The 15,552-nt window shown below is 66.3% G+C and carries 16 protein-coding genes; 7 read left to right on the top strand and 9 right to left on the bottom strand.

The window, feature by feature from the left end; genetic code table 11:
• Position 1 precedes the first annotated feature (1 nt).
• Positions 2–1,759: an outer membrane beta-barrel protein gene (locus DCM80_RS15855; RefSeq protein ID WP_257192532.1), complete on the bottom strand. Its 1,758-nt coding sequence runs from the start codon at positions 1,757–1,759 to the stop codon at positions 2–4.
• Between the two features lie 192 nt (positions 1,760–1,951).
• Here DCM80_RS15855 and DCM80_RS15850 point away from each other — a divergent pair, with 192 nt between their 5' ends.
• Entirely contained in the window at positions 1,952–2,965 is a 1,014-nt protein-coding gene (locus DCM80_RS15850; protein WP_257192531.1) for an SIS domain-containing protein, read from the top strand.
• A gap of 137 nt (positions 2,966–3,102) precedes the next feature.
• On the opposite strand, the gene DCM80_RS15845 is transcribed toward DCM80_RS15850, so the two are convergent.
• Positions 3,103–3,654 (bottom strand): carboxymuconolactone decarboxylase family protein, encoded by a 552-nt coding sequence (locus DCM80_RS15845; RefSeq protein ID WP_257192530.1) that lies wholly within the window; start codon positions 3,652–3,654, stop codon positions 3,103–3,105.
• A 72-nt stretch (positions 3,655–3,726) separates the two neighbouring features.
• On the opposite strand from DCM80_RS15845, the gene DCM80_RS15840 reads away from it, so the two are divergent.
• A complete protein-coding gene (locus tag DCM80_RS15840; protein ID WP_257192529.1) occupies positions 3,727–4,053 on the top strand; it encodes a helix-turn-helix domain-containing protein in 327 nt (108 codons plus the stop codon).
• A gap of 263 nt (positions 4,054–4,316) precedes the next feature.
• On the opposite strand, the gene DCM80_RS15835 is transcribed toward DCM80_RS15840, so the two are convergent.
• The 3 genes from DCM80_RS15835 to hemH form a co-directional block, all read right to left on the bottom strand.
• Complete coding sequence (locus tag DCM80_RS15835) at positions 4,317–4,760, bottom strand: NfeD family protein (RefSeq protein ID WP_257192527.1); 444 nt, start codon at positions 4,758–4,760, stop codon at positions 4,317–4,319.
• A gap of 54 nt (positions 4,761–4,814) precedes the next feature.
• Entirely contained in the window at positions 4,815–5,819 is a 1,005-nt protein-coding gene (locus DCM80_RS15830) for an SPFH domain-containing protein (RefSeq protein ID WP_257192525.1), read from the bottom strand.
• Between the two features lie 215 nt (positions 5,820–6,034).
• Positions 6,035–7,072 (bottom strand): ferrochelatase, encoded by a 1,038-nt coding sequence (hemH, locus tag DCM80_RS15825; RefSeq protein WP_257192523.1) that lies wholly within the window; start codon positions 7,070–7,072, stop codon positions 6,035–6,037.
• Between the two features lie 82 nt (positions 7,073–7,154).
• Between hemH and DCM80_RS15820 the strand changes: the two genes are divergently transcribed.
• Positions 7,155–7,553, top strand: coding sequence for an MAPEG family protein (locus tag DCM80_RS15820; protein ID WP_257197852.1), 399 nt, complete (start codon positions 7,155–7,157; stop codon positions 7,551–7,553).
• Here the strand turns inward: DCM80_RS15820 and DCM80_RS15815 are convergent.
• The 4 genes from DCM80_RS15815 to DCM80_RS15800 all read right to left on the bottom strand — a co-directional run bounded on the left by DCM80_RS15815 (position 7,519) and on the right by DCM80_RS15800 (position 12,060).
• Entirely contained in the window at positions 7,519–7,995 is a 477-nt protein-coding gene (locus DCM80_RS15815; protein ID WP_257197851.1) for a thioesterase family protein, read from the bottom strand. The genes DCM80_RS15820 and DCM80_RS15815 overlap by 35 nt on opposite strands.
• A 221-nt stretch (positions 7,996–8,216) precedes the next feature.
• Positions 8,217–9,338 (bottom strand): nickel/cobalt transporter, encoded by a 1,122-nt coding sequence (locus tag DCM80_RS15810; RefSeq protein ID WP_257197850.1) that lies wholly within the window; start codon positions 9,336–9,338, stop codon positions 8,217–8,219.
• Entirely contained in the window at positions 9,335–9,979 is a 645-nt protein-coding gene (locus DCM80_RS15805; RefSeq protein ID WP_257197849.1) for a DUF1007 family protein, read from the bottom strand. The genes DCM80_RS15810 and DCM80_RS15805 overlap by 4 nt, the downstream gene beginning before the upstream one ends.
• The gene (locus tag DCM80_RS15800) at positions 9,979–12,060 is read right to left on the bottom strand and encodes a M3 family metallopeptidase (protein ID WP_257197848.1); all 2,082 of its coding nucleotides are present in this window, start codon (positions 12,058–12,060) and stop codon (positions 9,979–9,981) included. Before DCM80_RS15800 ends, DCM80_RS15805 begins: the two co-directional genes overlap by 1 nt.
• Positions 12,061–12,200: 140 nt before the next feature.
• On the opposite strand from DCM80_RS15800, the gene DCM80_RS15795 reads away from it, so the two are divergent.
• The 4 genes from DCM80_RS15795 (at position 12,201) to DCM80_RS15780 (ending at position 15,541) form a co-directional block, all read left to right on the top strand.
• On the top strand, positions 12,201–12,455 hold the full coding sequence (locus DCM80_RS15795; protein WP_028134216.1) for a hypothetical protein: 255 nt from the start codon (positions 12,201–12,203) through the stop codon (positions 12,453–12,455).
• 689 nt (positions 12,456–13,144) lie between these two features.
• Entirely contained in the window at positions 13,145–14,287 is a 1,143-nt protein-coding gene (locus DCM80_RS15790) for a type III PLP-dependent enzyme (RefSeq protein WP_257197846.1), read from the top strand.
• Between the two features lie 132 nt (positions 14,288–14,419).
• A complete protein-coding gene (locus DCM80_RS15785) occupies positions 14,420–15,007 on the top strand; it encodes a GNAT family N-acetyltransferase (protein WP_257197845.1) in 588 nt (195 codons plus the stop codon).
• Positions 15,008–15,151: 144 nt separating this feature from the next.
• Entirely contained in the window at positions 15,152–15,541 is a 390-nt protein-coding gene (locus DCM80_RS15780; protein ID WP_257197844.1) for a RidA family protein, read from the top strand.
• Positions 15,542–15,552: the final 11 nt, after the last annotated feature.

Genomic DNA, 15,552 nt, shown 5'->3' with positions numbered 1-15,552 from the left:
CCTAATTCTGCAGCCTCACCCCGACCAGCACCACCGTCCCCTGCGAGCTGGACCCCGCCACGCTCGACTCCAGGATGTCGTGACGCAGCGTGCCCTTGACCCAGATGTTGCGGTTGAGCTTGTAGATCAGGTTGCTCTCGAACGAGTAGGTCTTGTCGTTGCGGTTCTGGCCCTGGTAGTCGAGCGTGCCGTAGGTGAACTTGCCGATGCCGGTGAGCCAGCGGCGGAAGTCGTGGTCGACTTCGGCGGAGTAAGTGCGCACCAGGACCCCGGAGGAGCCGGCGACCGTGGTCTCGGAGATCTGCGTGTCGGTGAAGAACTTCACCGTGGTCAGCCCGCTCGCATTCCAGATCAGCGAGCCCGTGGTGAGAAAGCCTGCGAGCTGGCTGAGGCGCGGGTCGGTGTAGTTGCGCGCGGCATAGCCGACCGAGATCTCGCCGGTGAGGATGCGCGAGAACTCGAAGGACGAGCCGACCTTGGCGTAGCCGCCGTTTGAATCGCGGAAGTAGCCGTTGCGGTCGGCGGCCTGGTCGTGGACGCGGGTGTCGCCCTGGATCTCGACGAACGGCTTCAGCCCCGGCTTCAGATCGTAGGAGAAGCGCCCGACGCCGCCATATTGGTTGAAGTTGCGGTCGTCGTTGCTGAAGGTCGAGCCGTCGGTGAGCTTGGAGTCCGTGTAGGCGGTGCGATCGACGGTGGCGCCGGCGGCGACCTGGAAGCGATTGAAGGTCTGGTCGAAGCCGACCGTGGTGCCGTAGGCGGCGTAAACCGGATATCTCTGCAGGCCGGCCTGCACGTTCGGGCTGCCGGGATTGTCGGTGGCGAGGCGCAGGCGCAGCTGCGAGGTCAGCTTGAGGTCGCGGTCGACGTCGAGCCGGCCGTCGACATGGCCGGTGAAATCCGGGCGGTTGGCCTCGACCGGCGAAGGCGAGGCAAGACCGTTGATCGTCGCCGGCATAGTGTTGGTGTAGCCGGAGAACGAGCCGCGCAGGTCGGCCACCAGCGCGTGGCGCTCCCAGTCGGACATCACCAGGAGATCCGGTGCAACGACGTAGACCGGCGATCCGACCGGCCTGTTGAGGCGCGTCGGATTGGTGTCGTAGCCGGTGGAGAGCTCGAGCCCGCCCTTGATCAGGAAGCTGCCGGCATAATCGCCGACGGCTCCGAACGGATCGTCATCGGCCTTGAGGCGGCGGCGCAGCGGCTGGCCGGGCACGGTGCCCGCCATCGCCGCCGGCACCGGCGCCTTGTTGGCGGACGCAGACGGCGGCGGTGCAATCTTCGGCAGGCCGAGTGTGGGCGGCGGCGACGCCGTGGTCGGCACCGGCGAGCCGGGACCGGCCGCGCGCTTCGGCTTCGGCTGGCCGGGATACAGCTTGGGCTGCTGCCGCTTGCGGTTGAGCGAGTCGTAGCCGGAGCCGCTCGCGCCTGTGGCGGCGGGAAGGCCATAGGTCGGGACCTGGCCGATGCGGGAGGCCGCCGGCTTCTCGCGCGCCTTGCGCGGATCGGCACTAGGATCAGGCAGCGCCGGCAACGCGCCCGACGGCGCCTGCGGCACGCCCGCCGTGCGGCGGGTCGGCAGCGTCTCAGGCGAGGCGAAGCCACCGCGGTTGGGATTGAACAGATCGGGCGTGAGGCTCTGGGCCGCCGCGGGGGTAGTTTCGAGGGCCGTCAGCACAAGGCAGGGGACAAGACACGGCAAAGCCGCGCGCAGGAATTGCGCGCGTTTGCTCCGGCCGGTGCCAGGAGACGACCCCACGATGGAATAACTCCAACGAAATCAAACACTTTCACGATCGCGCCCACCGGCTGGCGGGAACCATCGTTAATGGAGTTAAAACAATTATGGTTAATGACCGGTTGAGGGCCGAGGCCGGCGCGTCGCCTCCGGAGCCCCGGCATGCTAATGAGGCGCCGACGGGCGAACGCCCCCTCCTCCCTGGACCAGAGCATGCCGAGTTCGAAACCGCTGATGACCGCATCATCCGGCCCCCTCCCCGACAGCGTCGAATCCGCGCTCCGCACCCTGGAGACGGAGAGCGGCGGCATCAACGCGCTCGCAGCCGCCCTGCGCGGCCCGCTGGGCGAGACCTTTGCCAAAGCGGTCGAGCTGATCCGCAACGCCAAGGGCCGCGTCATCGTCACCGGGCTCGGCAAATCAGGCCATATGGGGCGCAAGATCGCCGCGACGCTGGCCTCGACCGGGACGCCCGCCTTCTTCGTGCACGCCGCCGAGGCCGGCCATGGCGATCTCGGCATGATCACCGCCGACGACGTCATCATGGCGCTGTCCTGGTCCGGCGAGCAGCCGGAGATGAAGAACCTCGTCAACTATTCGGCGCGCTTCGCCATTCCGATGATCGCGGTGACCTCGAACGCGTCGTCGTCGCTGGGCCAGGCCGCCGACATCGTGATCGAGCTGCCGAAGGCGCGCGAGGCCTGCCCGCACAATCTGGCGCCGACCACCTCGACGCTGATGCAGGCCGCGATCGGCGACGCGCTCGCGATCGCGCTACTCGAAGGCCGCGGCTTCACCGCGCTGGAGTTCGCGCATTTCCACCCCGGCGGCAAGCTGGGCGCGATGCTGAAATTCGTCCGCGACTACATGCGCACCGGCGCGGAAATCCCGGTCAAGCCGCTCGGCACCAAGATGTCGGACGCGGTGATCGAGATGTCGGCCAAGGGCCTCGGCTGCGTCTGCATCGTCAATGAGGCCGGCGGCATCGCGGGCATCATCACCGACGGCGATTTGCGCCGCCACATCAACATGCGGCCCGACCTGCTGACGATGGCGGTCGACGACATCATGACCAGGCAGCCGAAGACGGTGCCGCCCTCGATGCTCGCCACCGAGATGATCGAGGTGCTGAACACCCGCAAGATCACGACGCTGGTCGTCACCGAGGCGGGCAACGTGGTCGGCATCGTGCATCTGCACGACCTGCTGCGGGCGGGCGTGGCGTAAGGCACGCGGCTCTCCGCGCGCCGTCATTCCGGGGCGCGCCCGCTTGGGCGCGAGCCCGGAATCCATTCATCTCCGAGGGCGCTGCACGATGGATTCCGGGCTCACGCTTCGCGTGCCCCGGAATGACGGCGCAGGGGTCATTGCGGAAACCGCGCGGCCTTCTCCTCCAGCGGCAAATGCAGCCCGTTCGCCAGATACGACACCGTGCGATAGAAGCCGCACAGCAGCATGATCTCGAGGATCTGCGCCTCGTCGTAATGCGCCGAGAGCGCGGCGAATTCCTCGTCACCCAGCGTCGCTCGATGATGTAGCGCGTCGACGGCTGCGATCAGGGCCTGCTCCGCCGGTGACCAGCAGGCCGACATCGCATCGCCGTGCACGGTCGCGCGCACCTCCTCTTCGGTGAGCTTCGCCGGCCCGGCGAAGACGGCGACATGCACGCCCCATTCATACTCGCACTTGTTCAGCGCACAGGTGCGGTCGATGGCGATCTCGCGCTGGCGCAGCGAGAGCGGGCCGGGATCGAGCAAGCCGCCGGCGCGAAACTTGTCCCAGGCGCGGCCGTGGCCCGCCATCACCCGGAACAGCAGCAGCGGCGGCGCGCCGCGCATGATGCGGTCGAACTGCGCCTGGATCTCCAGGGGATAAGGCGGGGTGAGCGGCGCAATGCGCGGCATGGATGGGGACATCAGCCGACCTTCGTTGCTACAATTAACGTAGCAGAACGCTACATTATTTGTAGCAAACCGCAAGAGGGCAGGATGGCCAAGCATGCAGACACGAGGACGCCGCGGGTCCGGGGATCGCGCACCGGACGGCCGATCATGGCGCTGCTCGACCTGCTCGGCCGGCGCTGGAGCCTGCGGATATTGTGGGAGTTGCGCGGCGGGCCCCTCACCTCCCGCGCATTGCGCACCGCCTGCGACGAGGCCTCGCCGACGGTGCTGCAGGCACGGCTGACGGAGCTGCGCGAGGCCGGATTCGTCGAGCTTGGCGAAGGCGGAGGTTATGGGTTGACGGTGCTGGGACGGGACCTCTGCGAGATGGTCATGCCGCTGCACCGCTTTGCGGAGCGGTGGAAGAGGTAGTGCCTCGCTCACCCTCTCCTGGAGCGCTGGGCAATCGCATATGGGAGCGATCTCGCCTGTGGCCATCCTTCGAGACGCCCGCCGTTGGCGGGCCCTCAGGATGAGGACCAGGTGCGCGGCACCAGTTTCAACGAGCACCAATGCTGCTTAGCCTCATCCTGAGGAGACCGCGAAAGCGGTCGTCTCGAAGGACGAGGCGCGCGCTCAGGTCTCGCAAAGCGCCATATGCGATTGCCCTGCGCTCCAGGGGAGGGTAAGCGAGGCTACGCCGCGGCGACCGTCAGGTTGGCACCATCCACCTGCACCACCTTCACCCGCGTTCCGGCGGGCGTGTCGGGGCCTGCCACGCGCCACACGGTGTCGCCGATGCGCATGGTGCCGCTGCCGTCGATGATCGGCTTCTCCAGCGTGAACTCACGCCCGAGCAGGGCCTCGGCGCGCTTGTTGAGGAAGGGGCTGGCGCTCGCATCCGGCTTCGGCCGGGCCAGGCGGCGCCACACCGGCACGGCGGCGGCGGTGAACACCGCGAACATCACCAACTGCAGCTGCCAGGACGTGGTCACGGCGAACGAGATCAGCCCGACCAGCAGCGCGGCCAGCCCCAACCAGAACAGGAAAATGCCCGGCGCCAGCACCTCCAGCGCCATCAGGATGAAGCCGAAGATCAGCCAGTTCCAAGTGCCGAGCGATACGAACATGTCGGTCATGACGCGACCTTCCATCATTGGCGCAGGCCCTGGCGAAGGGTCATGCGCCGGTGACTATCCCTGCCGCGGCGGCACCGCCGGCGGCGTGCTGCCGGTCGGAGGCACCGAGCCGGGGCGGCGAGCGGCTGCGGACCCCGAGGCCGCGCTCTCGCCGAACGTCGCCTTGGCGATCTCGCCGATGCCGGCGAGCGAACCGAGCATGCTCGTGGCCTCGATCGGCAGCATGATGATCTTCTGGTTCGGCGCCTCCGCAAACTGTCCGAACGCCTTGATATATTTGTCGGCGATGAAATAGTTCAACGCGGCAACGTCGCCCTTGGCAATGGCTTCGCTCACCATCTGCGTGGCCTTCGCTTCCGCCTCCGCCGAACGCTCGCGTGCCTCGGCGTCGCGGAACGCGGCTTCCTTGCGGCCTTCGGCCTGCAGGATCTGGCCCTGCTTGGCGCCCTCGGCACGCAGGATCTCGGACTGGCGCTGGCCTTCGGCAGCCAGGATGTCGGCGCGCTTGACGCGCTCGGCCTTCATCTGCCGGCCCATGGCCTCGACGAGGTCGGCGGGCGGCACGATATCCTTGATCTCGATGCGGTTGACCTTGACGCCCCAGGGCGACACCGCGGCATCGACAACGCGGAGCAGGCGCTCGTTGATCTCGTCGCGATGCGACAGCACCTGGTCGAGGTCCATCGCGCCCATCACCGAGCGGATGTTGGTCATGGTCAGGACCGTGATGGCCTGGGTCAGGTTGGCGACCTCGTAGCTCGCCTTCGCGGCGTCGAACACCTGGTAGAAGGCGACGCCGTCCACCGTCACGGTGGCGTTGTCCTTGGTGATCACCTCCTGCTCGGGAATGTCGATCACCTGCTCCATCATGTTGATCTTGCGCCCGACGCGATCGAAATAGGGCACGATCAGGTTGAGGCCGGGGCTCAGCGTCTGCGTGTATTTGCCGAACCGCTCGATGGTCCAGTCATAGCCCTGCGGCACCGTCTTCACGCCGGCCACCAGCGTGACGATGACGAGCAGGACCAGAACAATCGCGAAGATATCGAAACCGCTCATATTTCCTCCAAGGCAGGAAAAGGCCTTTCCCGCGCTGTCATTGGTCGGGAACACGACCATACCGGTTCAGCGGTCGCGCGTAACGTTGGCATCAGTGCGAATCTGCACAAGACGGACGGAGGGGAATGGCGGCGATTATGTAGTCGGAGGAAGGCTCCTGAAGGATGCGGAAGCAAACCTAGCGGCCAGGTTAATATTGCGGTGCAGGGCGCCTGTCATATCCAGCCCTGGAGCTCGCGCAGCACCAGGCTGCGGATCACGTCCATGCCGGGCTGGCTGTCGTTGAGGCAGGGAATCGCGGAAAACTGCTCGCCGCCATTGTGCTTGAAGATCTCGGCGTTCTCCTGCGCGATCTCCTCCAGCGTCTCCAGGCAGTCGGCGGAAAAGCCCGGCGTCACCACCGCGATGCGGCGCACGCCTTCCTTGGCGAGCCGCTCCATGGTCTTGTCGGTATAGGGCTGCAGCCACTCGGCATTGCCGAAGCGCGACTGGAAGGTCAGCAGCAGCTTCGTCTCGTCCATGCCGAGCCTGCGGCGCAGCGCCTGCGTGGTCGCGATGCAGTGCTGCTGATAGGGATCGCCCTTCTCGACATAGGATTTCGGCATGCCGTGGAAGGAGGCCACGATCAGCTCCGGCTTGAACGGCAGGCTCGCCAGATGGGTCTCGATCGAGCTCGCGAGCGCCTCGATATAGGCCGCGTCCTCATAATAGGGCGGCGTCACCCGCAGCGTCGGCTGGTTGCGCAGGCGGGCGAGCACGCGGAACACTTCGTCGCAGACGGTCGCCGAGGTCGAGGCGGAGTATTGCGGATACAGGGGCACCGCCAGGATGCGCTCGCAGCCTTTCGCGATCAGCGCGTCGATGCCCGACTTGATCGACGGATTGCCGTAGCGCATCGCCCAGTCCACCACGACGTGGGCGTAGTCGGACAATGAGGCCGCCAACTTGTCGGCTTGCGACCGCGTGATGGTCTTCAGCGGCGACTCGTTCTTCTCGGTGTTCCAGATCTTCTGGTAGTCGAGCGCCTTGGTGCGGGGGCGGCTGCGCAGGATGATGCCGTTCAGCACGGCCTTCCAGATCAGGCCCTGGTCCTCGATGACGCGCGCGTCGCTGAGGAATTCCTTGAGGTAAACCCGCACGCCCGGCGCATCGGCGGTGTCGGGCGTGCCGAGATTGACCAGCAGCACGCCGACGCGCGGCAAGGCGGATTGAGCGGCTGGTCTTCCGGTCTCGATGGGGACGACGCTGGTCATGGCTGTGTGGGTCGCGCGTTGGTTCGAACTTGTCAAGATGAGGCCGATTTCGTTAGGGTCGCACCCAGGCTAGGGAACGACGATGACACTCGCGGAATGGTGCGTCTTTGGAGCGCTGCTGCTCTATCTGTCTACGATCGCCGCGGTCAAATGGATCAGGTTTCGCCGCTTCGACAATTCCCGGCCGCGCGACCCTGCCTTCTACGAGGATCCCCTCTCGCAGCGCGCGCTCGGCGCGCACCAGAACGGCATCGAGACCTTCCCGTTCTTCGCCTTCGCGGTCCTGCTCGCCGAATACAGGGATTCGCCGCAACGCCTCGTCGACGAACTCGCGGCCCTCTTCCTCATCGTCCGCCTCGCCTATGTGCTGACCTATCTCGGCAACCGACCGACGCTGCGCTCGATCCTCTGGACCGTCGGCTTTGCGATCAATCTCGGGATCTTCTTCATGCCGGCCCTGAAGCGGTTCCTGCCGGTGTGAGGTCTGTCGCCGCCAAATGCCGCTCCCGCGTCGCAATCAGCGCCCGCATGGATGCCGGGATCGTGACGGGACGGTGGGTCTCCTGGTTGGTGTAGACCCAGACGATCTCGCCGGTCACCAGCGCCTCGGTGCCGCCCTTCAGGAAGATGGCGAGCTCGAAGACGAGACTGGAATTTCCGATCCGCGCCACGCGCACGCCGACGTCCAGCTCCCAGTCGAAGCGGACCGGCGCCTTATATTCGATGACGGACTTGACGACGTGGAAATCGATGCCGCTCGCCTGAGCGTCGGCGTACTGGTCGAAACCGAGCGCGCGGAAATATTCGGTGATGGCGGTGTCGAAATAGGTCAGGTAATGCGCGTTGAAGACGACGCCCTGCCCGTCGATCTCGGAATAGCGCACCCGGAACGGATGAAAGAACCAGAAATTTTCCCGCGACATGGAGACTCCCGAGATGTTCTTGTTGGTTTGGCGAACTCAATAGCGGATCGAAGGGAGTTCGCAAAGGCGCCGCTCTCGTGTCCCGGACGCGCTGCAACGCTCCTGGCGTTGCTGCGCAGAGCCGGGACCTAGAAGGCCGCGTCCTGCCGTAGGGAGGGATGGGCCCCGGCTCTGCAGCGCATCGCTACGCGCTGCGCTGGTCCGGGGCACGAGAGCTCAACCTAGAAACACGTCGTCCGCTCGGCGGCGATGTAGCCGAACAGCAGGCCCGCGCCGAACAGCAGCACGACGCCGGCGGCCGCGAATTCGATGCCGCGCATGAACAGCGCGCCGCCGCCGTCGCGCCCGGCGCTGAGGCGCGCGGCGATGTCCTTGGCGGAGACGGCGACGACCGCAATGGCCGCGACCGTGATCGCGGTGCCGAGCCCCATCAGGAAGGTCGCGGCGATGCCGGCCCAGAACAGACCCTGCGCCAGCGCGAACACCAGCACCAGGATGGCACCGGAGCAGGGACGGATGCCTACGGTGAGGATCGCGGCAAAGCCACGCTGCCAGCCGCCGGGGCCGGAGAGCTCGCTCGGCGTGGGGCCGTGGGAATGGCCGCAATGCTCGTCATGGACATGGTCATGACCGTGATGGGCATGGGCGTGCGCATGGCCGTGATCGTGGTGATGATGATCGTGACCGTGGCCGTGATGATCGTGGGCATCATGATGATGGTGATGATCATGATGGTGCGGCACGCCGGCGATCGCCGGCACCTGCTGGACCGCCTGCAGCGCCCGGATGAAGGTGCGGCCCTTGACCCAGACCAGGCGGAGCCCGAACAGCGCGATCAGGGCGTAGCTCGCGATCTCGATCACCCCTTCCGCCTTGCACATGGTCTTGGCGGTCGCATTCAGGACCCAGGCCGAGATGCCGACGATGAGGATCGCCACCAGCGACTGCATCAGCGCCGAGGCGAACGACAGCGCGATGCCGCGCCGTGCGGTCTCGCGGTTGGCGACGAGATATGACGCGATCACCGCCTTGCCGTGGCCGGGGCCGGCGGCGTGGAAGATGCCGTAGGCGAACGAGATGAAGAGCAGCGTCCACACCGCCGAGCCGTCGGATTTCGCGGCGCGGATCGTGGACGACATCTGCCGATAGAATTCCGACTGTTTTGCCAAGAGCCAGCCGACGACACCGCCGGCCTCGGGCGCGGGCGCCTGCGCCGGGCGCGGCGCGCCGAACGGATTTTGCGCGAGGACGTCGTGGAGCGCCGCATCGGCCACGCTGATCGCCAGCAGGACGGCGGCGCCGGCGAACAGCCAGCGGGCAAGCGGAGGGAGTGGCGGCTTCAAGGGCAATCCACCGTGATCTTGTTGGCGAACATCATGCCGAAATTGGTGTTCTCACCGTTCATGAAGGTCTGCTCGTTGAGATTCTGCGCTGTCGCGGTGCCGTCGCCCGGCCGGTCAAGCTTCATCTGGCAGCCGGCGGGCGCGCCGACCAGCTTGACCGGATGGTCCTTGGCCATCTTGAAGTCGATGAAGAAGGAACGGTCGAACACTTCGAGCACCAGCTGCTTGGGCTTGACCGGGTTCTTCAGCGGCAGCGTGAAGTGCAGGGTCAGGACCGTATCCTTGTAGTCGAGGAAATAGTCGACCGGCTCCTGGAATCGCTCCTTCTTGCCGTCCGCTCGCGCGAAGGTGAAGTAGGCATATTCCTTCAGCGACTCGACATTGGTCTGCGCCAGCGGCCCCAGCTCCTCGCGCGTATAGGCGCCCTTGGTCTTGCTCTCGAGCCCCTGCACCGCATAGGTCGAGAACATGTCGTCGAAGGTCCAGGCGTGGCGGACGCCGGTGATGGTGCCGTCCGCAGCATAGAGCAGCTCGCTGGTGGCGGTGATCCAGACATGCGGATGCGCGCTCGCCGCGCCGGCGGCGAGCGAGAGGCCCGCGGCCAGCAGCAGTCCAGACAGACGGCGCAACGTCGTTCCCATCAGGCAGCCTTGGCGTTGTCGAGCAGGCCGCGCCGGCGCAGCAGCGCGTCGGGTTCGGGCGGGCGGCCGCGGAAGGCCTCATAGGCGGCTTCCGGATCGAGCGATCCGCCCGAGGCGTAGATGTCGTCGTGCAGGCGTTTTGCCACGGCAGGATCGAAGATGTCGCCGGCCTCCTCGAATGCGCCGAAGGCGTCGGCGTCCATCACCTCGGACCACATGTAGCTGTAATAGCCGGCGGCGTAATGATCGCCGGTGAAGATGTGGCCGAACTGCGTCGGGCGGTGACGCAGCGCGATCTCCTCGGGCATGCCGATCTTCTCCAGCTCCCGTTTTTCGAAGGCGCGAACATCCTGCGCCGCGGCCGCCGGCTGGGTGTGGAATTCGAGGTCGATCAGCGCCGAGGAGACGAACTCGACCGTGGCGAAGCCCTGGTTGAATTTGCGCGCGGCAAGAAAGCGCTGGAGCAGGTCGTCCGGCAGCGGCTCGCCGGTCTGGTAGTGGCGGGCGAATTTCTGCAGCACCTCGGGCCGCTCCTGCCAGTGCTCGTAGAGCTGCGACGGCAGCTCGACGAAGTCGGTGAACACGGAGGTGCCCGACAGCGACGGATAGGTCACGTTGGAGAGCATGCCGTGCAGGCCGTGGCCGAACTCGTGGAACAGGGTGCGGGCATCGTCGGGCGACAGCAGCGAGGGCTCGCCGTCGGCGCCCTTGGCGAAATTGCAGATGTTGAGAACCAGCGGCGCGACCTCGCCGTCGAGCTTCTGCTGGTCGCGCAGCGAGGTCATCCAGGCGCCGGAACGCTTCGACGGCCGGGCGAAGTAGTCGCCGTAGAACAGTGCCTTGTGCTTGCCGTCCCTGTCCTTCATCTCCCAGACCCGAACATCGGGATGCCAGACCGGAACGTCCTTGCGCTCCTCGAAGGTGACGCCGAACAGGCGCGTGGCGCAGTCGAAGGCGGCGGCGATCATGTGGTCGAGCGCGAGGTACGGCTTGATCGCAGAATCGTCGAAATTGGCGCGCTGAAGGCGCAGCTTCTCGGCATAGAAGCGCCAGTCCCAGGGGGCGAGCTTGAAATTGCCGCCCTCCGCCGTGATCAGCGCCTGCATCTCGTCGCGATCGGCAAGCGCCCGGGCGCGCGCCGGCTTCCAGACCCGCTCCAGCAGGCCCCGCACCGCGTCGGGCGTCTTGGCCATGGAATCCTCGAGCCGGTAGGCGGCGTAGGTCGGATAGCCCAGCAGGTTCGCGCTCTCCTCGCGCAGCTTCAGGATCTCGACGATGGTTGCGTTGTTGTCGTTGGCGTTGCCGTTGTCGCCGCGGGCGATGAAGGCCTTGTAGACCTTCTCGCGCAGGTCGCGCCGGGCCGAGCTCTTCAGGAACTGCTCGACCGAGGAACGCGACAGCGTGACGATGGCCTTGCCGTCCATGCCGCGCTCTTCCGCCGCAGCCTTGGCGGCGGCGACGAAGCTCTCCGGCAGGCCCAGGCGGTCGGCCTCGCCAAGCTCCATGACCCAGTCCTGCTCGTCGCCGAGCAGATGATGGCTGAAGCCGGTGCCGAGCTGGGCGAGCCTCTCGTTGATCTCGGCCATCCGGGTCTTGGCCTCCTCGGACAGGCCGGCGCCGGCGCGGTGGAAGCGGATGTAGGTGCGCTCCAGCAGGCGAAGCTGCTCGGGCGTGAGGCCGAGATTGGCGCGGTTCTCATGCAGCTGGGCGATGCGACCAAACAGCACGGCATTCATCATGATCGGATTCCAGTGCCGCGCCATCCGCAAGGAGACCTCCTTGTCGATCTCCAGGATGGCCGGATTGGAATGCGCGGAGACGAGGTCGTAGAACACCGCCGCGACCTTGCTCAGCAGCTTGCCCGAGCGCTCCAGCGCCGTGATGGTGTTGGCGAAGTCGGGCGCGGCCGGATCGCTGGTGATCGCCGCGATCTCGGCGGAATGGTCGGCGAAGGCCTGCTCGAACGCGGGCAGGAAGTGCTCCGTCCTGATCTCGTCGAAGGGCGGGGTCGCAAACGGCGTCACCCAGGCCTTCAGCAGCGGATTGGTCTCGGAGTCCGTAATTTGGCGGGGTTCTGACATCGCAAGTCCCGGTTTTCATGGCTCGATTGTTGCGGCCAGCTATAGCACGCGATGGGGCTTTTTTGGGCCATTTGGCCTTGCTCCCGGCCGCCTTTTCGAGGAGATTGCGGCCCTCGATGGACCACGGACCCCTTAAGCTCATGAACGCGCCTTCCTCGTCTTCCCGTCAGATTGTCTGGCCCAGCGTCATCACCGTCATCAGCGCCGCCATCCTGATCGGCGCCGAAGTGTTCGGCGCGGCGTTCGCCGGCGGCTGGGCGCTCGCGATCCTGTTCGGGCTCGGCGACCAGGGCGCACACATCCTGCAGGCCGTGCTGTTCGCACTCGGCGTGCTCGTGATGACGGCCTTCATCCGCGCGGCTCAGCGCATCGAGCCCTTCACGAAGCGCGGCTGACGCGTCTCGCGCGCGAGAGACGCGCGCGCTGCCACGGAAAACTTAACGCGCGTTCATCTTCCGCGTCGCTCGCGCAACACTGCGCAAGCAGATGTTAGGCAATTCTGTTCGCAGCCTAAAAAAATTCTTGCGAAGCCGAGTCAAAACACTTATGTGCGGACTTGCCCAATTTCGCACGTGCCTGTGGTCGTGTGTCAGTCGGTAGGTATCCGGACAAGAGGCCGGACAGCCGCCAAGGGGTGAAGAAGCCGAGGGGCTCTTCGGAAGTGTGGAAGTCGGAAGGCCGAGGTCGCAAGACTCCAAGGTCGGACGACGAAGCAAACCCGGAGCGCCCAGCATCTCTCTCAAAGAGATGCCATGTCGAAGGTGACTTCGCTCTTTGCAACCGTGACTGGCAGCCGGAGGCGAACCGGCGCACCCCGCTCTCAACGGGGGACGCGACTTAAAGCAACGACGGATCGGGCTTTTTTGGTCTCTACCGGCATTCCAACGCCGGCGCGGGCTACTGAAAAGGCTTGTCCTTCATTGCCAGGTGTGCGGGCGGGAACACTCCCAACCAATCCACGGCAGCACAGTCTGGTTTGAGTCTTGTGGCTTCGTCGCGCCTCCATCGCGCGATCCGGCCAGAGCACTCTTATCCGGCGTCATGTTTTGAACGGGCCCGTCGCTGGGCCGTTTGGGAGAGTGCCATGACCGAACGTATCCAGGAATTCCTGCGCAACCGCCGCAAGGATGGCCTCGACACCGAGCCGTGCCTCGTCGTCGACCTCGAGGTCGTGCGCGACAATTACCAGAGCTTCGCCAAGGCGCTGCCCGACAGCCGCGTGTTCTATGCCGTCAAGGCGAACCCGGCGCCGGAAGTGCTGGCCCTGCTCGCCTCGATGGGCTCCTGCTTCGACACCGCGACGGTCGCCGAGATCGAGATGGCGCTGGCTGCGGGTGCGACGCCTGACCGCATCTCCTTCGGCAACACGATCAAGAAGGAGCGCGACATCGCGCGCGCCTACGCGCTCGGCATCCGGCTGTTCGCGGTCGATTGCGCCGCCGAGGTCGAGAAGGTCGCCCGTGCCGCCCCCGGCGCGAAGGTGTTCTGCCGCATCCTTTATGACTGCGCCGGCGCCGAATGGCCGCTGTCACGCAAGTTCGGCTGCGACCCGGAGATGGCGGTCGAGGTGCTCGACCACGCCAAGCGCCTCCGGCTGGAGCCGTGCGGCATCTCCTTCCATGTCGGCTCGCAGCAGCGCAAGGTGAAGGCGTGGGACCGTGCGCTGGCGATGGCCTCGCAGGTGTTCCGCGACTGCGCCGAGCGCGGCATCAACCTGACCATGGTCAACATGGGCGGCGGGTTCCCGACCAAGTACCTGAAGGACGTGCCGCCGGTCGTCACCTACGGCCGCTCGATCTTCCGCGCGCTGCGCAAGCACTTCGGCAACCAGATCCCGGAGACCATCATCGAGCCGGGCCGCGGCATGGTGGGCAACGCCGGCATCATCGAGTCCGAGGTCGTGCTCATCTCGAAGAAGAGCGACGAGGACGAGGTGCGCTGGGTGTACCTGGACATCGGCAAGTTCGGCGGTCTCGCCGAGACCATGGACGAGTCGATCCGTTACGCCATCCGCACCCGTCACGACGGCGCGGACATGACGCCGTGCGTGCTGGCGGGGCCGACCTGCGACAGCGCCGACGTGCTGTACGAGAAGAACCCCTATCCGCTCCCGGTCACGCTCGAGATCGGCGACAAGGTTCTGATCGAGGGCACCGGGGCCTATACGTCGACCTACTCGTCGGTGGCGTTCAACGGCATCCCGCCGCTGAAGACGTACCACATCTGATCCGCCTCTCTGTTCGAGAGGCCTGACGAACCCGGGAGCCGGCTTGCCGGCTCCCTCCCTGACATTTCGATCTGACGACGTCTTGGACCGGCGTGCTGCTCGCACGTCCGTTCAAGCGGGGACTGACGCGCCATGACTGCTTTTCGGAAGCCACAGATCGCCCTCACCTCGAAAGCCGCTCCGTTCATGATCCGCGCGGAGCGTGCTGGAGACGTCGCGATGCGCGAAGCGCTGCTCGATGCCTGCTTTGGCGAGGACCGCCATGGCCGCACCTGCCAGCGCCTGCGCGACGGACGCGCGCCTGCCGCAGGCCTCGCCTTGTCGGCTATGCGCGAGGGCAAGCTCGTGGGAACCGTGCGGCTGTGGCACGTCAGCGCCGGAGGCAGGCCCGCTCTGGTCCTCGGACCGCTCGCGGTCGACCCTGCCTGCCGCGAGCTCGGGATCGGCGCCGCGCTGATGCATCAAGCGCTGGCCGCCGCCCGGGCGCGCGGGCATGCAGCCGTGATCCTGCTCGGCGATGCCGCCTATTACGCCCGCTTCGGCTTCTCGGCGGACAAGACGGCCGAGCTTGCGCTGCCCGGCCCGTTCGAGCGCGACCGCCTGCTGGCGATCGAGTTCGCCGACGGTGCGCTGGACGGCGCCGGGGGGATGATCGTCCCGACCGGCGCGGCCCTGCCCAAACGGAGGTCGGTTCGCGCACCTGTGGCGCGCGCGGCCTGAGGGATCGCTGCCATCGCGACGACCCAAGCCGCGCTGAGCGGCAACGCCCGGCCGCGCCTGAGCCATGCCCGTTGCTTTGGGGTTGCGCAGGCGCCGGAAACGCCCTTTAACCCCGCGAAACATCCTTCAGTCGAGGCCCCAACCATGCCCCGTCGCCTGATCTCCACCGGCTCTCCGCTCGAGAAGACCGTCGGCTACAGCCGCGCCGTGATCGACGGCGATTTCGCCTTCGTCGCGGGAACCACCGGCTATGACTACAGCACGATGACGATGCCGGCCGGCGTCACGAGCCAGTCACGCAACTGCTTCAAGACCATCGAAGCCGCCCTGAAGGAGGGCGGTTTCGAGATGGCCGATATCGTCCGTGCGACCTACTACGTCACCGACCCCAGCTACATCGACGATCACTTCGCCGTCTGCGGCGCGGTTCTCGGCGAGATCAGGCCGGCCGCGACCTTGCTGGTCGTCAGCGCCCTCGCCAAGCCCGAGATGAAGGTCGAGATCGAAGTCACCGCCAAGCGCCGCAGCATCTGACAAGCGCCGCA

The organism is Bradyrhizobium sp. WBOS08 (assembly GCF_024585125.1).
In the GTDB taxonomy this organism is placed as follows: domain Bacteria; phylum Pseudomonadota; class Alphaproteobacteria; order Rhizobiales; family Xanthobacteraceae; genus Bradyrhizobium; species Bradyrhizobium japonicum_B.
The sequence above is the reverse complement of the archived record's forward strand: the minus strand, read 5'-3'. Positions and strand labels throughout refer to the sequence as shown.